Origin of the sequence: Sorangium sp. So ce394 (assembly GCF_051474665.1) — a bacterium.
GTDB lineage: Bacteria > Myxococcota_A > Polyangia > Polyangiales > Polyangiaceae > Sorangium > Sorangium cellulosum_D.
The window spans coordinates 2,030,510-2,050,699 of sequence record NZ_CP150339.1 but is presented as its reverse complement, the minus strand read 5'-3'; the positions used below and the strand labels follow the sequence as shown (position 1 = coordinate 2,050,699).

General features: G+C 70.5%; 19 protein-coding genes. 10 read left to right on the top strand and 9 right to left on the bottom strand.

What is annotated here, in order from left to right; translation table 11 throughout:
- Positions 1-39 precede the first annotated feature (39 nt).
- The 3 genes from WMF33_RS07525 to WMF33_RS07515 all read left to right on the top strand — a co-directional run bounded on the left by WMF33_RS07525 (position 40) and on the right by WMF33_RS07515 (position 3,847).
- Entirely contained in the window at positions 40-1,674 is a 1,635-nt protein-coding gene (locus WMF33_RS07525; RefSeq protein ID WP_437336494.1) for a hypothetical protein, read from the top strand.
- A gap of 107 nt (positions 1,675-1,781) precedes the next feature.
- A complete protein-coding gene (locus WMF33_RS07520; protein WP_437336493.1) occupies positions 1,782-2,387 on the top strand; it encodes a hypothetical protein in 606 nt (201 codons plus the stop codon).
- A gap of 230 nt (positions 2,388-2,617) precedes the next feature.
- Positions 2,618-3,847: a flavin-dependent oxidoreductase gene (locus WMF33_RS07515; RefSeq protein ID WP_437336492.1), complete on the top strand. Its 1,230-nt coding sequence runs from the start codon at positions 2,618-2,620 to the stop codon at positions 3,845-3,847.
- Between the two features lie 89 nt (positions 3,848-3,936).
- Here WMF33_RS07515 and WMF33_RS07510 read toward each other — a convergent pair whose 3' ends face one another.
- From WMF33_RS07510 to WMF33_RS07490, 5 genes are all read right to left on the bottom strand, one after another.
- Entirely contained in the window at positions 3,937-4,548 is a 612-nt protein-coding gene (locus tag WMF33_RS07510) for an HAD family hydrolase (protein WP_437336491.1), read from the bottom strand.
- A 96-nt stretch (positions 4,549-4,644) separates the two neighbouring features.
- Positions 4,645-5,172, bottom strand: coding sequence for a hypothetical protein (locus WMF33_RS07505; protein WP_437336490.1), 528 nt, complete (start codon positions 5,170-5,172; stop codon positions 4,645-4,647).
- Positions 5,173-5,328: 156 nt separating this feature from the next.
- Positions 5,329-6,123, bottom strand: coding sequence for an alpha/beta fold hydrolase (locus WMF33_RS07500; protein ID WP_437336489.1), 795 nt, complete (start codon positions 6,121-6,123; stop codon positions 5,329-5,331).
- Positions 6,124-6,336: 213 nt separating this feature from the next.
- Positions 6,337-7,020, bottom strand: coding sequence for a YqiA/YcfP family alpha/beta fold hydrolase (locus WMF33_RS07495; protein WP_437336488.1), 684 nt, complete (start codon positions 7,018-7,020; stop codon positions 6,337-6,339).
- Positions 7,021-7,091: 71 nt separating this feature from the next.
- Complete coding sequence (locus tag WMF33_RS07490) at positions 7,092-8,027, bottom strand: NAD-dependent epimerase/dehydratase family protein (protein WP_437336487.1); 936 nt, start codon at positions 8,025-8,027, stop codon at positions 7,092-7,094.
- 352 nt (positions 8,028-8,379) lie between these two features.
- Here WMF33_RS07490 and WMF33_RS07485 point away from each other — a divergent pair, with 352 nt between their 5' ends.
- The 3 genes from WMF33_RS07485 to WMF33_RS07475 all read left to right on the top strand — a co-directional run bounded on the left by WMF33_RS07485 (position 8,380) and on the right by WMF33_RS07475 (position 11,024).
- Positions 8,380-8,850 (top strand): N-acetyltransferase family protein, encoded by a 471-nt coding sequence (locus tag WMF33_RS07485; RefSeq protein WP_437336486.1) that lies wholly within the window; start codon positions 8,380-8,382, stop codon positions 8,848-8,850.
- 184 nt (positions 8,851-9,034) lie between these two features.
- The gene (locus WMF33_RS07480; protein WP_437336485.1) at positions 9,035-9,433 is read left to right on the top strand and encodes a PAS domain-containing protein; all 399 of its coding nucleotides are present in this window, start codon (positions 9,035-9,037) and stop codon (positions 9,431-9,433) included.
- A gap of 304 nt (positions 9,434-9,737) precedes the next feature.
- Positions 9,738-11,024 carry an MFS transporter gene (locus WMF33_RS07475; protein WP_437336484.1) on the top strand — a complete coding sequence of 429 codons (1,287 nt, stop codon included), beginning with the start codon at positions 9,738-9,740 and terminating at the stop codon, positions 11,022-11,024.
- A gap of 47 nt (positions 11,025-11,071) precedes the next feature.
- Here the strand turns inward: WMF33_RS07475 and WMF33_RS07470 are convergent, their stop codons facing one another.
- Genes WMF33_RS07470 through WMF33_RS07455 form a run of 4 tightly spaced genes read right to left on the bottom strand, consistent with a single transcriptional unit; the run spans position 11,072 to position 15,535 of the window.
- Positions 11,072-12,319 (bottom strand): ABC transporter permease, encoded by a 1,248-nt coding sequence (locus WMF33_RS07470; protein WP_437336483.1) that lies wholly within the window; start codon positions 12,317-12,319, stop codon positions 11,072-11,074.
- A complete protein-coding gene (locus WMF33_RS07465; RefSeq protein WP_061626800.1) occupies positions 12,316-13,542 on the bottom strand; it encodes an ABC transporter permease in 1,227 nt (408 codons plus the stop codon). The genes WMF33_RS07470 and WMF33_RS07465 overlap by 4 nt, the downstream gene beginning before the upstream one ends.
- On the bottom strand, positions 13,539-14,660 hold the full coding sequence (locus WMF33_RS07460; RefSeq protein ID WP_437336482.1) for an efflux RND transporter periplasmic adaptor subunit: 1,122 nt from the start codon (positions 14,658-14,660) through the stop codon (positions 13,539-13,541). Before WMF33_RS07460 ends, WMF33_RS07465 begins: the two co-directional genes overlap by 4 nt.
- Entirely contained in the window at positions 14,657-15,535 is an 879-nt protein-coding gene (locus WMF33_RS07455) for an ATP-binding cassette domain-containing protein (RefSeq protein ID WP_437336481.1), read from the bottom strand. The genes WMF33_RS07460 and WMF33_RS07455 overlap by 4 nt, the downstream gene beginning before the upstream one ends.
- A 342-nt stretch (positions 15,536-15,877) precedes the next feature.
- Here WMF33_RS07455 and tssI point away from each other — a divergent pair, with 342 nt between their 5' ends.
- Genes tssI through WMF33_RS07435 form a run of 4 tightly spaced genes read left to right on the top strand, consistent with a single transcriptional unit; the run spans position 15,878 to position 20,056 of the window.
- Complete coding sequence (tssI, locus tag WMF33_RS07450) at positions 15,878-18,289, top strand: type VI secretion system tip protein TssI/VgrG (RefSeq protein ID WP_437336480.1); 2,412 nt, start codon at positions 15,878-15,880, stop codon at positions 18,287-18,289.
- Positions 18,290-18,312: 23 nt separating this feature from the next.
- Positions 18,313-18,741, top strand: coding sequence for a hypothetical protein (locus WMF33_RS07445; RefSeq protein ID WP_437336479.1), 429 nt, complete (start codon positions 18,313-18,315; stop codon positions 18,739-18,741).
- A gap of 27 nt (positions 18,742-18,768) precedes the next feature.
- The gene (locus WMF33_RS07440) at positions 18,769-19,149 is read left to right on the top strand and encodes a PAAR domain-containing protein (RefSeq protein ID WP_437336478.1); all 381 of its coding nucleotides are present in this window, start codon (positions 18,769-18,771) and stop codon (positions 19,147-19,149) included.
- On the top strand, positions 19,142-20,056 hold the full coding sequence (locus WMF33_RS07435) for a DUF4123 domain-containing protein (RefSeq protein WP_437336477.1): 915 nt from the start codon (positions 19,142-19,144) through the stop codon (positions 20,054-20,056). The genes WMF33_RS07440 and WMF33_RS07435 overlap by 8 nt, the downstream gene beginning before the upstream one ends.
- Positions 20,057-20,190 lie beyond the last annotated feature (134 nt).

The following is a 20,190-nucleotide window of genomic DNA, read 5'->3' as shown; positions in this document are numbered from 1 at the left end:
GGAGGGCTCCCCACCGCGCCGCTCGAAGGAGGCCTCACCTTGTATTGGTCGACACGCACCGGCCGGAAATCCCGGTGGTCGCTCTTCGAGAGCTCCGGGCGTGAAGCGAGCTTCGGGGACTGGTTCGCCGTGTGCTGCGTGCTCGGCTTTCTCGTGCCCGTCGGGGCCGGCCTGGGTTTCGGCTGGTGGGGTGTCCAGGCGATGGCTGCGGCGGTGGATCCCCGCGACCCGGTCCACGCGCTCCGGCGAATCACGCCGGAAGGCGACGGCCATCCGGATCGGGTCTATCTCTCCGGGACGATCGCCAGCGGCGCGGCGGATCCGTTCGCGCTCTGCCTCGCCGTCCGTGAGCGCCCCGACGCGCGGGGGAGCCTCGTCGAGGACTACCGCGGGACGGCCAACGCTGGGGCATCGCTCGTCGCCCATGGCCGCGCCACGCGGATCCTCGGGCCAGTCACCTTCGATCCGATGCACCTGCAGCGCACGCCCGATGCCCCACGTCTGCGGGAGATGCTCTGCGAGATGCCCAGAGGCGGCCGCGTGCTCGCGCAGTGCGTCTCCGCCGGAGATCTCGTCTTCGCGGAGGGGTGCATCGAGGCGTCGCCCGACGGAACAGAGGCCCTGAAGGGATGCGGCGGCGAGCCGGTGATCCTGACGCCGGGGGACGGTACGCCGGCGCCGCGCATCGTTCAGAGGATATTCCATCTCGCAGGGCGCATCTTCGGCTTCTGCGCCGCATGCATCCTGCTGCTCGCCTATGGATGGCGCGTGGTGAGGGCGAGCCCGCTCTTGAAGGCGATGGCGGGCTACGCCGGTCACCGATCGAGCAGCCGCCCCTGGGCCCTTGTCGGGCCTGACCTGCTCGGCGCAACGTCGCTGGGCGTCGGGGTCGTTTGGATGCTCGGGGCGGTCATCGATGGGTCCATGGCCCTTCGACATGGCCTCGTCTGCTCCGCCGTGCTCGCGACCGTCGCTGTCTTCATCGCCTCGGCGAGCGAGCGGCGCCGCGCGCTCCGCGCCGCGGACGCGCTGCTGTCGTCGTCCGCGCGAGCTCCGCTGGTTCAAGCGACCGGCGGCGTCATCTCGCTGGACGTCAACGTCAGAGGCGATCACGCGGTCGAAGCAGGGCTGCTCACCGGCGAGCCCCGCGCCTTCTCGCAGGTCAAGGTCTGCGAGGTCGCTCGATCGAGGACCCGCGCCGGCGCTCGCCTGGCGTGGAGCCAAGCGACGCCGCGCACCGTCGCCTTCGTGCACGCGTCGGGCGAGGGGACGCTGGAGATGGCGGGAGCGGAGGTGGATCTGCGCGCGCTGCGCGGCATCAAGCCGGGCAGGGACGCGCACCGTTCCGGTTGGCCTCGATGTTTCCCGTCCGTCGACCCATCGTCCCGTTACGAGGTCGAGGAGAGCTACATGGAACCGGGAGAGCCGCTCTTCGTCGTCGGCGCGGTGAAGAAGACGGTTCCTTCGGCGCAGGGGGCTGGCTACCGGAAGCACGCCGTTGCTCCCGTCATCGGCCAGGGTGAGGGCGCGCCGCTCCTCGTGTTCGCCGGCACCGGAGCCGACCTGCGCCGCGAGCTGCTCCTGGAAGCGCGGTACCTGAAGGCCGCGATGGCCGTCGCGCTCGTCGCGGGGCTCATCGCCGCTTCGCAGATGTGCTGGCTCGTGCTGCCATGACGGAAGAACCACCCCGCTGCCCTCGGGCAGAGAGAACCCAGGCGGCGGAGCGTCCGCTCGCAGACGCTGTTCCCCCAGCGCTCGCCGGATGGCGATACGATGCGGCGATGACGCTCTCACCTCGACACATTTCCTGGGCGATAGGGACGGTCGCGCTGCTCGTTCACGCCGGGTGCGGCGGCGCGGTGATCATGGACGGCGGCGGAGACGGCGCTGGCGGAGCCGGCGGCGCGGGCTCGACGACGACCGCCTCCGTCGGCCCTTCGCCGACCCCCCACCCGCCGACGCCCGATCCTCCGCCGACGACCTCCGGCAGCCCGGCGCCGGAGGTGAGCGCGATCGTCTACGGCGACGCGACCGTGACCATCCGCATCGCCACCCTCGCCCTGTCTTGCAGCGATCCCGACGCGCGCCCCACGTTCTCGCCCTGCAGCGACTGGTGGAACCTGGAGCTCAGCATGCCCGCGTCGATGCTCGCCGTCGGCGAGGTGGATACGGCGAGCGGCGATTTCACGCTCTACGGGATGTCGTCTCGCGCGGACTGCAGCAGCACCGGGGCAGCCACCGGCGGCGGCGACGTGGGCTTCGGCAGGCTCACCATCACGGCGATCGAGCCGACGTCGGTCACCTTCGATCTCGACGGCGTGAGCGCGCTGTTCGTCGACCAGGACCCGAACGGCCGGTACGTCGCGGCCCGCTGCCCCGCGCGCTAGCGGACGCCAGGACTGCGTCGGCGCGAGCAAGCGCGGCGCGCGCAACACCGTCCCGATCACCGGGGGCACGGTCGCCGGTGGAACGCTCGTCAGCGGCCCGTCGGGTTCGGTGCTCCCCGGGGTGAGAGGACCACCAGCTCCTGGGATCGCGCACGGAGCTGGACGCCGGGTGCGTGCTGTCCTCGAGCGACGGCGAGGTCATCGTGGTAAGAAATCCTACTGGAGGACATATGCAGGTGATCGTTGTGGGCGCCGGCATCGGCGGCCTGGCCGCGGCTCTGGCGCTGCACGCCTCGGGTCATGAGGTGACGGTGTTCGAGTCCACGCCCACCATCCTGCCGCTCGGGGTCGGCATCAACCTCCTGCCCAACGCCGTCGAGGTGCTGGGCGAGCTGGGCCTTGTCGAGGCCCTGTTGGCCCACGGGGTGGCGACCCGCGAGATGCTCTATTTCAACCGCTTCGGCCAGCGCATCTGGGGCGAGCCGCGCGGCCGCTTCGCCGGGCATGCCGCGCCGCAGATCTCCCTGCACCGCGGCGCCCTGCAGGGCGTGCTGTTCGACGCCGTCGTCGAGCGGCTGGGCCCTGACCGGGTGATCTGCGACCGGCGCTTCATCGACCACGAGGAGGGCGGAGGCCGCATCGCGGCGCGCTTCCTCGATCGTGCGGGCGCGGCGTGGGAGGTCCCCGCCGATCTCCTGATCTGCGCCGACGGCATCCACTCTGCGGCGCGCGCCCGCCTCTATCCGGACGAGGGGCCGCCGATCTACGGCGGTCACATCCTGTGGCGGGGGACCAGCCTGGCGGCGCCCTTCCTCACCGGCGCCAGCATGGTCATTGCCGGGCATCGGGACCAGAAGTTCGTCATCTATCCGATTTCCCCACCGGGGCCGGACGGCCGTCAGAGGATCAACTGGGCCGCCGATCTCGCGGTCGCCAAGAACCTGCGACGGGAGGACTGGAACCGGCCGGGCGACCCTGCCGAGTTCCTGCCCAAGTTCGAGGCCTGGCGCTTTGGCTGGCTGGATGTGCCCGGCCTGGTCCGGGACGCCGAGGCGATCTACGAGTTCCCGCTGGTCGACCGCGACCCGGTGCCGCGCTGGAGCCACGGGCGCATGACGCTGCTGGGCGACGCCGCCCATCCCATGTATCCGAACGGCTCCAATGGGGCGAGCCAGGCCATCCTGGACGCCCGCGCCCTGGTCCGCGCGCTCGCAGCCCACGCCGATCCGGTGGAAGCGCTGGCCGCCTACGAGGCCGAGCGCCTGCCCGCCACCGCCGCCATCGTCGCGGCCAATCGCCGCGACGGTCCGGAGCAGTGCCTGCAGATCGCCTATGAGCGCGCGCCCGACGGCTTCGACCGTATCGAGGACGTCTTCGCCCCCGGCGAGCTGGAGGACATCGCCGCCCGCTACAGGGTGCTCACCGGCTTGAAGAGCGCCTCGGAGCCCCTCGTGCGCTGACGAGAGCCCCCGGCGCGCTCGCGGCTCTGGCGGGATTTCTGACCCGAGCTGCTATTGACCGAGAGCCGGTCTCCGAGCGCGCGCATGGATCAAGGATCCGACCGCCCGGCGCGGAGCGCCCGGGGATCGACGAGGACCCACTGCATGCCCGCGGCCCGCGCGGACTCGATCCCGAGCACGGCGTCCTCGAAGACCAGGCATTGCGCCGGCTCGACGCCGAGGCGCGTCGCCGCCGTGAGGAACGGTTCGGGCGACGGCTTGGCCCGCGCATAGTCCTCCGCCGCGACGATCTCGTCGACGTAGCCGCGGAGCCCCAGGAACGCGAGCGTCTTCTCCACCGACACGCGCGGGCTCCCCGAGACGACGGCGCGCTTCGTGCGCGGGGGAGCGTCGCGGAGCGCGGTCACGACCTCGGGCACGCCGCGCACGGCCGGCAGCAGCCGGTGGTACGCCGCTTCCTTCGCCTCGAAGACCTCGGTCACCGGCATCCGTAGCCCGTACTTGCTGTTCAGGCGCTCGACGATCCGCTCGGTCGTCATCCCCGCCCAGCCGTAGAAGTCCTCGTCGGTGAACTCGCATCCATGCGGGGCGAGCGCCTCGAGCCAAGCCTGATGGTGAATCGGCATCGAGTCCGCGATCGTCCCATCGCAATCGAAGAGGTAGGCAGCGAACGACCCGGAGGGGAACACGAGCCCAGGCATGGGTCGCCACCCTACCTCATCAACCTTCTTCTTGCTACTACCATGAGGACGGATCCGACGGCGTTCTTTCTATGATCCGCCTGACCAAACCCTGGTTCAGCTGAAGCGCGCCCGGATCGGCGCGGGGCTCTCGCAGATCGGGCACGCGTCCGTGCGCTCGGCGATCTTGCCGCAGTCCTTGCAGTCGACGCGATAGCCGTGGAACCCGGGGTCGTGCAGCTCGACGCTCGTCTGCGCCTTGTCCGCGCGTTTCCCCTCGTACTTCACGCGCGCCGGCACGAGCGCGATGAAGCGCACCTCGATGTGCTCGCAGCGCGGGCACCGCTCCGGCACGGCGTACGTGTTGGTCGTCGTGAGCCCGCGCGCGAGGCCGCCTTCGGCGTGGCATCGCGGGCAGCGGTCGTCCGTGAACAGGACGTGCCGGCACGCGCCGCACGCGATCTCGTACAGCCCGTCGACGAACATCTCCCCCTTGTAGACCCACTTGACCGGGCCGACAGGCTCGCCCTCCATGAGCGGCACGAGCCCGTCGACATACGAGCGCAGGTTGAGCTGCCGTCCCCCGCACGCGGGACACCCCGCCTCGACCATCTCGGCAAACGCGCGCTCGGAGATCCTGCTCATATGGGCCCCCTTCTAGCACGCCTCGGCGGCGCGCGACCCCGGGGAACGCGTGGCGCCTCGGAGGCGCTCTCCCGGCCGCGTCACGGGCGGCGCCCCCCGCCGGCGAGGCCGCGCGGGCGCCGCCGGCGCTCTCGAATTCCCTGGCTCGCCGTGGCGCTACGGCCGGACGGCCGCCTGCTCGCCCGGCTCGCCGCGCAGGAAGGCCAGCGCCGCGCGGGCGAACGGCTCCTTCCATTCGCCGAAGATGGGCCCGTGTCCGCCGTTCGGCACGACCCACAGGCAGGAGCGCGGGATGGCGCGGAACATCTCCAGGGCGATCTCGGCGGGATAGAGGGGATCGCTGTCGCCGCTCACGATCATCGTCCGCGCGGCAATCGTCGACAGGTAAGGAGGCGTGAAATTCATGTCGTCGTAGCTCTCGGCAAAGCGCCTCGGCTGGCGCCACAGCGCCCGGATCTGCGCGTCGCCGAGCTTGTGGCGGCCCCGCATCTCCTCCCATTCCGCCTCCGATCGGCCCTCGTCAGAGACCTGCCGCATGATCGCCCTGGCCTGCTCGGGGAAGTAGGGAGTTGCGGACACGAGCACCATCGATGCTACGCGTCCCGGCTGCTGCGTGGCCAGGTGCAGCAGGGCTTTGGCGCCGAGGCTGAGGCCCACGGCCCGGAACGTCGTCACCCCGAGGTGGTCGAGGAGGGCGAAGACGTCGAGGGCGCACTGGCGGATGGTCAGAGCGCCGTCCGGGTTTGTCGACCGGCCGTGCCCGCGCAGATCGGGGACGATGACGCGGTGATCGCGCCCCAGCTCGGCGAGGTCGAACACGTGGCCCCAGTCGCCGCCCACCCCGGTGAAGCCGTGGAGCAGCACGAGCGGCAGCCCCTCGCCGCGAAGCTCGTAGTACATGTCGATGCCGTTGACGGACGCGGTCCGCCCGATGGCCTGCGCAGTCTCCATTCGCTCCTCCGATCGCTCGGCCGCGGTCAATCCGCAGCCGGATGCACCGGAGGGATAGGCGAAGCACGCCGCTCTTGATAGCTGTGCCCTTTGCGCATACAATGCGACTCGCCTGACGAGGAAACCGGCGGATCACGCGACGGCGCGATTGGCTGAGCAGACGTTCAGCGCTCCGCGTGACCCGAAGCTGAGATGCCGGGAGGAGCGCGCTCGTCAGCCCTCGAGAAAGCAGCGCAGGAACTCGTCCGCCTCGCTGAGGATGCGCGGAATCGACGCCACGAGCTCGTGGCCGTCGTCCACCTCGACGAGCCGGACATGCCGCTTCCCCGCCGCGAACGTCCGCGAGAGCTCGATGTCCACCACGTCGTCGTTCCGGCCGTGGACGATCAGCGTCGGGACCCGCACGTCGGGCCAGCCGCCCGAGCGGTCATCCACCTCGGCCGCGTCGAGGGCAAACCCATAATCCACCCGGGCTCGCCGCTTCTCGGCGTAATCGTCGACCTCGAGCCACCCCCGCTCCTCCCAGGCCCGATAGGCCTCCTCGCCGAGCCGCCGCCGCCATCGCTCCATGATCCGGAACGCCGGCGCGAGCAGCACCAGCGCGCACACCCGCGCGTCCTCCTCGGCGACGCGGCACGCGGTGAGACCCCCGAGGCTCGATCCCATCACCACCGCCCGCTCGCGCGCTCCGCCGAGCGCCTGCCTCACGGCGTCGATCATCGCGCGGAGGCGCAGGCGCTCGAGCGAGGGCACCCGCAGGTCGAGCCGCTCGACGGCGACCCCGCGCCGCGCGTAGTGCGCGGCGATCTGGACGCCCTTGGTCGAGCTCGGGCCCGAGGCGAAGCCGTGCAGGTAAAGCCAGCGCGGGCCGACGGCGGAGGGCGGTGTCGTGCTCATCGAGGTGCGGAGAGCCTAGGACGGGCGCGCGGCGAGCGGCAAGCCGCGCCGCGCCCTCACGCGCGGGCGCGTCAGAGCCGCGGCAGGTCGAGCGCCCGGATGCCCTCGCGGATGCGAGGGTACTTGAGCTCGAACCCGAGGCGCTTCAGGCGCGTGTTCCTGTGAACCATGTTCGCGCTGAGCTGCCCGGAATAGAACGGCGGGAGGAGCTCCCGGAGCGCGTCCTCGGACAAAAGGCTCACCGTCGGCGGCTTTCCGACCGCCTCGCTCATGTAGTCGACGAAGCGGCTCATCGGGGCGGGCTCGTCGTCCGCCAGGATGACCTCGCGGCCGAGCGCGTCGAGCCGGGCGCCGTCGACCGCCATCAGGAACTCGAGCGCCCTCACGCAATCCTCGATGTGGAGGTAAGGCCAGATGGCGGGCGGATCGCGCAGGACGATCGGCTCGGCCGCCTGGATCGCGCGAAGGCAGTGCTCAACAAACCATGTACCGCGGCCATAGACGCCGCCCGGGAAGGCCGCGACCCAGTCGAGGTCCTGGCCGAGGCCCCGCAGCGCCTGGACCCCGAGCGCATAGGAGGCGCCAAGGCCGGTCGGCCGCCTCGTCGGCACGGTCTCGTCGAGCGAGCCGCCCTCCTCGGTCCGGCCATAATACGAGGAGCCGAACACCACGAGAACCCGCCGCAGCCGGCGCGCGTCGAGCGCGCGGAGGAGGCAACGGTCCATGGCCGAGCGCTCCGACGGGCGGCTGCCGATCGACGGCTGAGCGCAGTGGACGACGTACGCCGCCCGGGCGGCCGCCTCCCGCCAGGCGCCGACCTCGTCGAGGAGATCGCCAAACACCGGCTCACCGCCCGCCGCCCTCACCCGCGCCGCCCCCTCCGCGCTCCGCACCAGCCCTCGCACCGGGCCCCAGGGGCTCCCGGGGCGCGTGAGGTGCTTGATGAGGTTCGAGCCGATAAAGCCGCTGCCCCCGCACACGAACACGCCGTCAGAGCCAGTGGTCATCTCTCCCCCTGAGATGCGGGCGCCGGCGGGGCTCCGAGGCCCGGCGCGCTGCCCATGTGATGCGAAATTACACGGATAGTGGCGGTGGACGCAAGCCGCTCACACGGCGAGGATCGGTGAGGGAGAGGCGGAGAGAAAGGCGAGTGTTCTCCGGTTTATCCAACTCCCTTTCCCAACGTCGAGGCCGGCGCCCACGCCCGGAGCTCGTCATTTTCGTGCGATATATGGCTACCGCCGCGCGCAACCGACGTACAACGGACGCACGATGGCGGCGACGGCCCGGCGACCCCATCGGCGCCGCGCAGCCCTTCCGCTCCGGCGGGGCGATGCGGTATGACGCGCCGGAGACGCCATGATCCGCCCCGCCACCGCCGCCGACGTCCCCACCATCGCCCGCCTCATCCGGATGCTCGCCGAGTACGAGCGGCTCGCGCACGAGGTCGTCTTCGACGAGAAGGCGCTCGCGGCGCACCTCTTCGGCCCGAGGCCCGCGGCGGAGGTCGTCCTGGCCGAGGCGGAGGGGGTCGCGGTCGGCTTCGCCCTCTTCTTCCAGAGCTTCTCCACCTTCCTCGGCAAGCCGGGGATCTACCTCGAAGACCTCTTCGTGCTCCCCGAGCACCGCGGAGCAGGCCACGGCAAGGCCCTCCTCGTGCACCTGGCGAGGCTCGCGGTCGAGCGCGGCTGCGGGCGGTTCGAGTGGTCCGTGCTCGACTGGAACGAGCCCGCCATCGGCTTCTACCGGAAGCTCGGCGCCAGGCCCATGGACGACTGGACCGTCTACCGCCTCACGGGCGAGGCGCTCGCCCAGCTCGCCCAGGGCTGAAGAGCTCGCCGCCCGCCCAGCCCGCCGCGGCGCAGCGACGCTGGACCTCCACGGCCGACGCTCGACCGGGCGCCCCCCTACCCGCCCGACGGAACGATGCGGTCGCGCCGGATGGGCGCGCTCTGCCGTCCCCCCTACGATGGCGAGCATCTGTCGGGGGCAGCGCACGTCGGGAGGTTGTCTGATGCAGTCGCAGGAGGAGTCCGCGTCCGGTGGTGAGTTCGAGTTCGATATCGGAGTGTTCAACCTGGATGAACGCGGCCTCGACGAGCAGCCCTTCGGGATCATCCGACTGAACCGCGAGGGCACGGTGCTCTCCTACAACCTCTACGAGGAACGCCAGGCCCGCCGGAAGCGGCAGGATGTGGTCGGGAAGAACTTCTTCACCGACATCGCCCCCTGCAGCCGGGTCAAGAAGTTCCACGGCCGGTTCCTGGTCGGGGTGGAGCAGCGCGAGCTCAACGCCACCTTCGGCTTCGTGTTCCACTTCCCGCACAAGACACGGCACGTCGACGTCTCGCTGTTCTACAAGGCGGCCGCTCGCCAAGAGGGCGATACGGTCTGGGTCATCATCCGCGGTTGAGCGGCGCGGGCGCGGTTGAGCGGCGCGGCCGCGGTTGAGCGGTGCGGCGCCGGGAGCTGCTCGTGGGGGCGCAGCGGAGCAGCAGCGGCTGCTGCCGGGGCAGCAGCGGCGGCGGAGCCTCGCGTCGATCGCGGCCTGATCGCGCGCACGGCCCTCGAGGCGCGCGCCGTGGCGCGGGTGTTGCTGGAGCGGCGCGTGCTGGTGTCGGTGGCGCGGCTCCCGGGCTCGGTCGCGACATGCGCTGTTGCTCATCGAGCGTGAGCGTGAGTCCCCACGGCCCATCGAGGGTCGCCGCAGGCGTCGAATGTCCTCCAACCAACTCACCGGGCTCGGCGTGCTGCGCCACCGGAGCTTCTCGTTCTACCTCGCGTCGAGGCTGCTCTCCGCGATCGCGGTGCAGATGCAGAGCGTCGCGATCGGCTGGCAGGTCTACGCGCTCACCGGCGACGTCTTCGATCTCGGCCTCATCGGCCTCGCCCAGTTCGCGCCGTTCTTCGCCCTGATCCTCGTCGCCGGGCAGGCGGCGGACCGGTTCGACCGGCGCCGCATCATCACGGTCGGCCTCGGGGTGGAGCTCTTCTGCTCCGTGCTGCTGCTCGCGTTCACGCTGTCGGGCCTCACGGTGGTGTGGCCCGTGTTCGCGGTGCTGGTGCTGTTCGGCAGCGCGCGCGCCTTCATGATGCCGGCGCAGCAGGCGATCCTGATGAACCTGGTGCCGGCCGACAGCTTCGGGAAGGCGGTCGCGATCAGCTCGTCGAGCTTCCATGTCGCCGTCATCGTCGGGCCGACGCTGGGCGGGCTCCTCTACCTCGCCGGGTCGACGATCGTGTACGCGATCGTGGCGGCGCTGCTCCTCGCCTCCCTCCTGCTCATGGGCCTCGCGCGCGCGACCCAGCAGGCCAGGCGGAGCGAGCCGGCGTCGCTCGGCGCGGTGCTGGAGGGGCTGCGCTTCGTGTGGTCGAGGCCGGCCGTGCTCGGCGCGATCTCGCTCGACCTGTTCGCCGTGCTGTTCGGCGGCGCGGTCGCGCTCCTGCCCGCGTACGCGCGCGACGTGCTCCACGCCGGGCCGACCGGCCTCGGCATGCTCCGCACCGCGCCGGCCGTCGGCGCCGCGCTCACCGCGGGCGTCCTCGCCTTCCGGCCGATCACGCGGCACGTCGGCCGCTGGATGTTCGGCGGCGTCGCGGTGTTCGGGCTCGCCACGATCGGCCTCGGGCAGACGCACAGCTTCCCCGCCGCGCTCGTCGCCCTGTTCCTCGTCGGCGCTGGCGACATGGTGAGCGTCTATATCCGCCACATCCTCGTGCAGTTCGAGACGCCGGACGCGATCCGCGGGCGGGTGAGCGCGGTCAACGCGGTGTTCATCGGCGCCTCGAACGAGCTCGGAGAGTTCGAGTCCGGCCTCACCGCCGGCTGGCTCGGCCTGCTCCCCGCCATCCTCCTCGGCGGCGGCGCCACCGTCGTGGTCGCGGCGCTGTGGGCCCTCGGCTTCCCCGTGCTGAGCCGCATGGACCGCTTCCCGCACGCGAAGCGGGATCCCGAGGAGAGCGAAGGCCGGGCCGGGGAGCCGGAGGCCGCCGCGGCGGCGTGAGGGCGGCCGCGGCGCCGCGCGCCTCACGCGTCACCGGGGGGCGAGCGCTACTCCGCGCGGAGCGCCTCGATCGGATCGAGGCGCGCGGCGCGGTAGGCCGGGTAGAAGCCGAACACCACGCCGATCGTGGCCGAGAGGCCGAGGCCGAGGGCGATCGACCAGAGCTCCACGTGGAAGGCCCAGCGGCCGACCACCTGCGCGAGCAGCGCGCCGGCGAGCCACGACAGGCCCACGCCCGAGAGCACGCCGAGCGCGCCCCCGAGCAGCGAGACGGCCGCCGCCTCGCACAGGAACTGCAGCAGGATCGCGCGGGGCGAGGCGCCGACCGCGCGGCGGATGCCGATCTCCCGCGTCCGCTCGGTCACGGTCACCAGCATGATGTTCATGATGTTGATGCCCCCGACGATCAGCGCGACGACGCCGGTGCTGAGCAGCAGCATCTTGATGATGTCGAGGACGAGCGTCTCCTGGGCGTGGCTGTCCTTGTCCTCGATCTTGAAGTTCTTCACCCCGTGGTGGCGGCGCAGGAGCGTCGCGTCGATGACGCCGCGGAGCGCGGCGAGCGGCGAGCGGAAGGCCGCGAGCGGATCCTGCCGCACGTAGATGCGGCCGGTCGTGTGCGCCGGCGCGTACAGCGCGTCGTAGGTCGTCTCCGGGACGAGGACCTTGCGGTTCCAGATGTTCGTGTCGTCCGTGGAGCCGACGATCGGCCGGTCCTCGAGCACGCCGACCACCGTCCACACGTGGCCGTCGGCCGTCATGTGGACCGGCTCGGCCTGCGCGACCCGCGCGGGCGGGCCGCCGAAGAGCTCGGCCCAGACCTCGTGGCCGACGACGCACACGCGCCGCCGCGCCGCGAGATCCGCCTCGCCGAGGAACCGGCCCGCCGCGAGCTCGAGGTCGTAGAGCGCGGGCGCCGCCGGCGCCGCGCTGACGAGCGTGACGCGCTTCTTCTTGCGGCCGGCGCGCGCCTCGGTGGGGCGCGCCGACTCGCTCAGGGCCGAGGCGCCGCCGAGGGCGCGCGACCCGGCGAGCGCGCGGGCGTCGTCCCGCGAGAGGTCGCGCCGGGTGCGCCGCCGGTCCTTGACGCTCACCTCGGCGGGGTGGACCTGGATGAGGTCGGCCTCCACGGCCTGCTGGCTCGCCCGGAGCAGCGCCTCCTCGCCGCCCGCGAGGAGCGAGGCGAGCAGCACGATCGAGCCGGTGCCGATGATGATGCCGAGCAGCGTGAGCGCGGCGCGGGTGCGGTCGGCCACGACCGCGCGCGTCGAGTGGAGGAGGTCGGCGAGCCTCATCGCCGCATCGCCGCCACCGGGTCGAGCCGGCCCGCGCGCCGGGCCGGCAGCCACCCGAACGCCACGCCCACGCCGGAGGAGACGAGGAGCGCCGCGATCACCGCCGTCGTCGAGATCGCGCCGACCCACGCCGGCGTGAAGCGGCGGATGATCGACGAGGCGAGCCCGGCCGCGAGCGCGCCGCCGGCGACCCCGAGCAGGCCGCCCGCGCCCGAGAGCAGCGCCGCCTCGCACAGGAACTGCGCGCTGATGTCGCCCGGCGCCGCCCCGAGCGCCTTGCGGATGCCGATCTCGCGCACGCGCTCGGAGACGCTGACGAGCATCATGTTCATCACGCCCACGCCGCCGATGAGCAGCGCGACGCCGGCGATGAGGCCGACGATCGCCTTCATCGTGGCGAACACCGCCTCGAACTGCTCCATGATGCTGCTGAAATCGTAGAGGGTGAAGTCGTCGACGCCGTGGTGGCGCTCGACGAGGAGCGCGTTGACGATGCGCTTCACCGGGTCGTTGTTGCGGACATCGTCGGTCTTGAGGACGAGGAGCGCCGAGGAGCGCACGTCCTTCTCGACGTCCGCCGCGGTGTCGATGGGCGCGACGAGCAGGTCGTCCCAGCTGAAGCCGAAGTTGAAGCCCATCCGCTCGCTCGCGGCCAGGACGCCGATGACGCGGCAGCGCAGGGCCCCGACCGTGACCCACCGGCCGATCGGGTCGCCGCGCCAGAGCCGCGCGGCGAGCTTGGGGCCGGCGACGCAGACGCGGGCGCGGCGGCGGTCCTCCTCGTCGGAGAAGGCGCGGCCGCGGCCGATGGGCATCCGGAAGGCGTCGAGGAAGCCGCTGTCGGCCGCGACGAGATCGGTGCGGTCCTCGGCGCCCTCGTCGGAGGTGACGTCGCGCGAGCCGAGCATGGCGTAGAGCGTGTGCTCGGCGACGTGGGGGATGCCGCGCGCGAGGTGGTCGCGGTCCTTGCGGGTGAAGCCGGTGACGTACATCGCCTTCTTGCGCTCGGCGCGCACCGGCTCCTTCGGCGCGATGAGGATGAGCCGCGCCCCGCCGAGCTGCTCGATGCCGCGGCTCAGCGTGAGCAGGCCGCCCTCGGCGAGCGAGGTCATGAGCACGATCGCGAAGGCGCCGAGGGTGATGCTGAGGACGGTGAGCATCGACCGCAGCTTGTGCGCCGAGAGCGCCTTCGCGGCGATCGCGAGGTAGACGGCCCACCTCACATCTTGGTCTCGTTCTCGGCCGCGGAGGGCGGGTTGATGAGCACGCGGGCCCCCTCCGGGACGCCGCTCAGGATCTCGACCTCGCGGTCGTTGCGCGCGCCGAGCGCGACCTCGACCTGCTCGGTGGTCGGCTTGCCGTCGGGCCCGTCGACCACGCGCGTGACGAGCTGCTTGCCGCCGTCGGCGGAGACGGCCTCGATCGGCAGGGAGACCACGCCTGGCCGATGGTCGAGCCGGATGCGCACGTCGGCGGTCATGCCGGGCTTGATGAGGCCGTCGACCTGGGAGAGCTCGGCCTCGACCGGGAAGACGTCGACCTCGCGCCCCTCGAGCTTCACCGAGGCGGGCGCGATCTTGGTGACCTTGGCCGCGTACGTCTTGCCGGGCAGGGCGTCGAGCGTCAGGGTCGCCGGCTGTCCTGGGGCGACCTTGGCGACGTCGATCTGGTTGAGGTCCACCTTGACCACGAGCGTCGAGAGGTCGGCCACGGTGAGCAGCGCCTTGCCCTCGAAGGTCGACTGCACCCCCGGGGTGACGACCTCGCCGGGCTCGATGTTGCGCTGGATCACGGTGCCGTCGAGGGGCGAGTAGATCTTCGTGTACCGGAGCTGGTCGCGCGCGGCGCTGAGCGCGACCTCGGCGAGCCGGACGGCGATGGTCTTCTCGGCGAGCTCGTGCTTGGCGAGGTCGAGGTCCTCCGAGGGGGTGACGCTGGCCTCGACGCCGGCGGTCCGCCGCTCGACGACGCGCTTGGCGAAGGCCGCGGCGGCCCTGGCCCGGGCGAGCTCGGCCTCGGCGCGGGCGACCTCGCGCGCGTTGTCGGTCGGGTCGAGCACGAGCAGGAGCTGGTCCTTGGCGATGCGGGCGCCCTCGTCCGCGAGCACCTCGGCGACCTGGCCGGCGACCTTGGATTTGATCTCGACCTTCTCGCGGGCCTCGATGCGGCCGGTCTCGAGGATCTCGACGGCGAGGTCGCCGCGCTTCGCGGTCACGACGAGCGCGGGGTCGATGGGCGGGGGGCCGCCGCTGGCCTTGGCGACGACGACGGCGCCGATCCCGGCGAGCGCCAGGGCGGCGATGAGCCACGGCCAGAGGCGCCGCCGCCGCCGGGCGCTCACGAGGAGCCTCCGGGCGGCGACGAACGTCCAGGAACCGATGACGCCGGTCCAGGAACCGATGACGCCGGTCCAGGAACCGACGACCCCGGTCCAGGAACCGATGACGCCGGTCCAGGAACCGATGACGCCGGTCCAGGAACCGACGACCCCGGTCCAGGAACCGACGACGCCGGGACGTCCACGCGCCGGCCGCGGGGGCCGGTGTCCTCGACGATGGCGCCGTCCCGGAACGTGACGACCCGGGTGGCGTACGCGGCGATCGAGGGGTCGTGGGTGACGACGACGACCGTCATGCCCTGCCCGTGCAGGGCGCAGAAGAGCTCCATGACCTGCTGGGTGGTGGCGGAGTCGAGCGCGCCGGTCGGCTCGTCCGCGAGGAGGAGCGGCGGCTCGTTGACGATGGCGCGGGCGATGGCCACGCGCTGCTGCTGGCCGCCGGAGAGCTGGTTCGGCAGGTGGTGCGACCGGTCCGCGAGCCCGACGCGCGCGAGGGCGCGCGCGGCCCGCTCCCGCCGATCGGCCGGGCGGACGCCGGCGTAGACCATGGGCAGCTCGACGTTGGCGAGGGCGCTGTCGCGCGGCAGGAGGTTGAACGACTGGAAGACGAACCCGATCTTGCGGTTGCGGAGCCGCGCGAGCTCGACCTCGTCGAGCTCCTCGACCGGCTCGTCATCGAGGAGGTACCGGCCGGCGGTCGGCCGGTCGAGCGTGCCGATGACGTTCAGCGTGGTCGACTTGCCCGACCCCGAGGCGCCCATGATGGCGACCATCTCGCCCCGGGAGAGCTCCAGGGAGACGCCGCGGAGCGCCTGCACCTCCACCTCGCCCATCCAGTAGACCTTGGTGATCGCGTCGAGCTTCACGAGTGGAGACATGGGGGTTCTCGGAGGCGGCCGGCGCGACCGTCCCTAGCGGTCGCGGCAGCTCAGCCCGCCTGCGTACGCCTGAGCTTCTACGTCGTGCCGGTCTTGTTGTCTTCCTTCGCAGGCCGCCGCACCGGCGGACGCACCGTGACGTAGGCGAGGGGGAGCAGCGACGCAACCGTGGCGCACCGTGGCGACGCTCGGCCGCCTCGAGGCCACGCCTGCCAGGTACCGTCCCTTGCTTCGCCGGAGGAGGAGCCGGAGGACCGCGCGGGACTGCGATCAGAACGCGCTCGCATCGCGCGATTTCTGGACTCCCACCGGGTTGCGTTTGTGCATAGCATTACGGCTCACATGCTCGAGCTCTCCTTCGAATCGGGCGAGGACTCGCTCTCCGTGCGTCGCTTCGCCGTACGCGAAGCGCTGTCCACGTTGTTCTCCGTGTCGATCGAAGCCTGCTCTCCGAGCGAGGATCTCGATTTCGAAGGAATCGTGGGCAAGGGCGCGTCCTTCAGGATGCGCGATCGTGTTCTGGATGCCGAGGGCGGTCGCCTGTTTCGCGGGATCTGCGCCTCGATGGAGCTGCTGCGGGTCGAGCCGAACGGCCTCTCAACGTACGCGCTGACGATCGTGCCCGCGCTCTGGCTGCTCTCGCAGCGCCGCAATTACCGCGTCTTCCAGCACCGGAGCGTCCCGGAAATCATCAAGGCGATCCTCGCGGAGTGGAACATCGAGGCGGATTGGCGAGTCGATGCGACCCAGCATCCGAAGCTCGAGTACCGCGTCCAGTACGGCGAGAGCGATCTCGACTTCCTGAGCCGACTGAGCGAGGAGGCCGGCATTACCTTCCTCTTCGCCGGGCACAGGGAGCGGAAGGAAGGGCCGCAGCTCGTGTTTTCGGACGATTTGCGCGCGCTCGCGTTGTACGAGCGGAGGACGGTGCCGTTCATGGACGACCCGAGCACGGCCGCGGGAGCGCCGTTCGTCACCGAGGTCCGGCTCAACCAGCAGGTGCGTCCTGGCCGCTTCACCATCCGCGACTTCGACTTCCGGAGGAGCCCCGAGTACCAGCTCTTCGCGGGAGCGGCGAGCGGGACGCCGGAGGCTCGGCTCGAGCAGTATCACTACCTCCCCGGCTCCTTCATGGTAGAGACGGCGGCGCGCGGCGGAAGCACGCCCGTTGCGGATGGCGCGGGTGCGGCGCGTCACGACGAGCGTGCCGGGAAGATCCGCGCCGAGCGCGCGCTGGGGCAGGAGCGGATCTCGCGGCGCGCAGTCACGTTCCGCACCAATGTCGACCTTTCGCCGGGCGAGACCTTCTCGCTGGTGGGCCATCCGAGGGCGGACCTCGCGGCGGACAAGCGGTTGCTCGTTGTCGAGATGTCGATGGAAGGGACCCACGACGGCGAGTGGGTGCGCGCTGGTCGTGCGGTCTTCGTCGGACCGGAGCAGCCTTTCCTCCCGCCGCTCCGGGCGACGAAGCCGCGGATCCACAGCGTGCAGAGCGCGGTGGTGGTCGGGCCCAAGGGGCAAGAGATCCACACGGATGAGTTCGGCCGCGTGCGCGTGCAGTTCCACTGGGATCGCGAGGGGCGCTTCGACGAGCACAGCTCGTGCTGGATCCGCGTCAGCCAGGGCTGGGCTGGCGGCGCGTACGGAATGATGGCCCTCCCCCGCGTCGGGCAGGAGGTGCTGGTCGGGTTCATCGAGGGCGATCCGGATCAGCCGATCGTGGTGGGCCGAGTGTACAACAACACGGCGCGTGTTCCGTACAAGCTGCCCGAGAGCAAGACGGTCAGCACCTGGAAGAGCAGCTCCTCGCCGGGGCTCGAGGGCTCGAACGAGATCATGTTCGAGGACGCGAAGGGCGCGGAGCTCGTCTACATGCAGGCCGAGCGGAACCTCGAGAAGCTGGTCAAGGTGGATGAGGCGGTCACGATCGGCAACAACCGCAGCAAGGTGGTGAAGGCCAATGAGACGATCGCCGTTGGGGGGAGCCGCACGGCGACAATCGGAAATGTGGATGAGGCGGATGTCGGGGTGAGGCATGCGGTCGCCATCTCGGGCGGAGCCGGGGCGACCGGGGTCGAGATGGTCGACCGGCGGATCTCGTGGACGACCGGGGAGGCGACGATCACCCTGGAAGGGCCGAACATCACGCTGGAGGCGGCGGCTGGCATCCTGCTGAAGGCGGCGAGCGATATCGCGCTGGAGGCGGACGCGAACATCACGGCGAGCGCGACCGTGAACCTGACGCTGAAGTCCGGGTCGAAGCTCGTCGTGAGGTCCGAGGGCGGCGACGTGGTGATCCAGGGCGGGCCGATCGTGCGGATCAACCCGGAGGTGGGCGGCAAGCCGTTGCGGGGCGAGGATGGGGTGCCGATCTCGGTGGAGGTGCCGCCCGGGGTCGATCTGGAGGAGGAGATCGAGAAGGCCGAGGAGCACGCTCGCTTCGATCGCGATGCTCCCGCGTGGTTCGCCGAGATGACCAAGCCGGGGGGCGAGTGGGATTACGGCAGGCTCGGCGAGCGGTATGCGGGGTTCAGCAATTTCCACTACGGCGTTATAGGGAAGGCGATGGGACTCCCCGAGGGGGCGCTGCTCCGGCACGCGGGGATGCGCCGGAAGGCGCGCGGCGACGCGAAGCCGGAGTGGGGTGATCCTGGCAACGGCGTGTGGGGCGGCACGTATCCGTATGGGGCCCCGGCCGAGGACCAGGAGATGGTGAAAAAAGGGTTCAAGTACTACGACAACAACTACGCGTAGATTGCACGCGGAAGGGCGAAGAGATGGGGGAGAGCGAAGACAACGAAGAGGACAGGGTGGTCGCGGAGCGCCTTCCCGACCTGGGCGCGTGGGAGTTCTATACGCTCGCGTTCGAGCGCAGCGGCGATACCGTCTGCAAGGTGGCGCTCCGGGCGGGAGCGTTGGAAGGCGTGGAGTACGGTGTTTTCCGCGGCGAGAACGGCGAGCCCAGCGCCACGGGCGCGATCGCGCAGCCGGGGAGTTGGTCGGATGAGGCGCGCGAAGACGCTCTCAAAGAGGTCCTCACCATCTACTCGGGTCAGCTCCCGGAGTTGCGTGGCGGCGTGGTGTTCGACTTCTACGTGGAGCGGGAAGATTACTATGCCATCGGGGACGGCGATGACAACGACGATAATGATGACGACGACGACGACGACGATGATGATGATGACGGCGATGGCGGGGATGCATAACGAACGAATCAGTCCAAGGAGGCGCTAATGCCGGCCGCAGCCCGCGTTGGAGATCAGCACGTCTGTCGCAAGACCGCGCCGGTGGTTCACAAGGGGGGCGAGATCCTCGAGCCGGGCAGCCGGACCGTCTTCATCGGCGAAGCAAACGCCGCCTGCGTCGGTGATAAAGCCTGGTGTGAGGGGGGCGTCTACGACGTCATCGTCACCGGCGAGCCCACCGTGCTCATAGGCGAGCGCGCCGCCGCCCGCCTCGGAGACGCGACCGAGGGCGGCCACGTCACGAGCGGCTGCACCACGGTTCTGATCGGCCCACACCCGATGGTGGAGGTGCTCCGGGAGGCGGCGCGCTCCGGTACCCCATTCTGCGAAAAGATCGTCCGCGTCCGCCTGGAAGAGCGCGATGGTTAACGAGGCCAGCGGGAGCACGATGCGCTTTTCGTCCAAGGACGAGCTCGCGCTTTTGCTTCAACGCCACGAGCCCCTCTATGCGGTTCTCGACGCCGCGCGGAGTCCGCACGTTTTGAAGCTTGTGCACGCTTCCAGCGACGAGGCTAGATCGCTCTACAACGGTCGACGAGGTGAGCAACTCGCTGCAGTGGCGCCGTACCTCGTACGCATGTCGACAGGCTCGCGACAGTTGGAGGAGCTGCTACGGGAAGGCTGGGGGCAAAGCTGGGGTGTGCTCGTCGCATGTGACTCACCCTTCGATGATTTGCGCAGGCATCTTCGGCGCTTCCTTGTGGTGCAGACAGAAGAGAGGCAGGCGCTCTGTTTTCGCTTCTACGATCCGCGCATACTCGCGCCCTTTCTCAACACCGCGACGGAGGAGGAGCGGCGCGCCTTCTTCGGACCGGTGTCTGCGTTTCTGATGGAGGGGCGGAGCGAGGGAACTGTGCTACGGTGGCTACCGGCCGGAGCTCCCACGATGCAGCCGAACGCACCGTGGGAGTTGGCAACGATCCGTGACGCTCAGATGATGGTGTTCTCGCAGAGTCTGTTCGAACGATTCATTGATCGAATGGAAAAGACGATCCAGCTTCGTCTGAAGGCTAGCAGTAATCGGGCGGTCATCTGCGAACAAATCGAGCGCGCGCGCCGCTACGGGATCGTGTCCGAGCGCGGGGTGGAACGCTACCTCATGATTGCATCGATCCTCGGATCGCGATTCGACGTGCGGGTCCCCTGGGCGCGCGCAGTACTGCTGCACGAGGGCACCGATGAGCGACGGAAGCTATGGCGGCTTGAGTGTCGTCTGCGGCGCGCCGACAGTCGAGCCCCATTTCTCGCTGACCACGCGAAGCCCAAGGGCTCGTAGCACGACTGCATCCTGCAGGTATGCAGACAGCGTTCTCTCGTACAACTGATCCAACAACCCCACAACCAACACCGATGCGGCGCAGACAAGCACAACTCATCGATGAAAATCGATAAAGAAACATTGAGCACACT

Coding starts and splice junctions, on each gene's coding strand:
- WMF33_RS07510 (WP_437336491.1), bottom strand. CDS start 4,548: ATGCCTGGGCTCGTGTTCCCCTCCGGGTCGTTCGCTGCCTACCTCTTC.
- WMF33_RS07520 (WP_437336493.1), top strand. CDS start 1,782: ATGACGCTCTCACCTCGACACATTTCCTGGGCGATAGGGACGGTCGCG.
- WMF33_RS07480 (WP_437336485.1), top strand. CDS start 9,035: ATGCAGTCGCAGGAGGAGTCCGCGTCCGGTGGTGAGTTCGAGTTCGAT.
- WMF33_RS07445 (WP_437336479.1), top strand. CDS start 18,313: ATGGGGGAGAGCGAAGACAACGAAGAGGACAGGGTGGTCGCGGAGCGC.
- WMF33_RS07515 (WP_437336492.1), top strand. CDS start 2,618: ATGCAGGTGATCGTTGTGGGCGCCGGCATCGGCGGCCTGGCCGCGGCT.
- WMF33_RS07475 (WP_437336484.1), top strand. CDS start 9,738: ATGTCCTCCAACCAACTCACCGGGCTCGGCGTGCTGCGCCACCGGAGC.
- tssI (WP_437336480.1), top strand. CDS start 15,878: ATGCTCGAGCTCTCCTTCGAATCGGGCGAGGACTCGCTCTCCGTGCGT.
- WMF33_RS07440 (WP_437336478.1), top strand. CDS start 18,769: ATGCCGGCCGCAGCCCGCGTTGGAGATCAGCACGTCTGTCGCAAGACC.
- WMF33_RS07455 (WP_437336481.1), bottom strand. CDS start 15,535: ATGTCTCCACTCGTGAAGCTCGACGCGATCACCAAGGTCTACTGGATG.
- WMF33_RS07435 (WP_437336477.1), top strand. CDS start 19,142: ATGGTTAACGAGGCCAGCGGGAGCACGATGCGCTTTTCGTCCAAGGAC.
- WMF33_RS07505 (WP_437336490.1), bottom strand. CDS start 5,172: ATGAGCAGGATCTCCGAGCGCGCGTTTGCCGAGATGGTCGAGGCGGGG.
- WMF33_RS07470 (WP_437336483.1), bottom strand. CDS start 12,319: ATGAGGCTCGCCGACCTCCTCCACTCGACGCGCGCGGTCGTGGCCGAC.
- WMF33_RS07495 (WP_437336488.1), bottom strand. CDS start 7,020: ATGAGCACGACACCGCCCTCCGCCGTCGGCCCGCGCTGGCTTTACCTG.
- WMF33_RS07490 (WP_437336487.1), bottom strand. CDS start 8,027: ATGACCACTGGCTCTGACGGCGTGTTCGTGTGCGGGGGCAGCGGCTTT.
- WMF33_RS07485 (WP_437336486.1), top strand. CDS start 8,380: ATGATCCGCCCCGCCACCGCCGCCGACGTCCCCACCATCGCCCGCCTC.
- WMF33_RS07500 (WP_437336489.1), bottom strand. CDS start 6,123: ATGGAGACTGCGCAGGCCATCGGGCGGACCGCGTCCGTCAACGGCATC.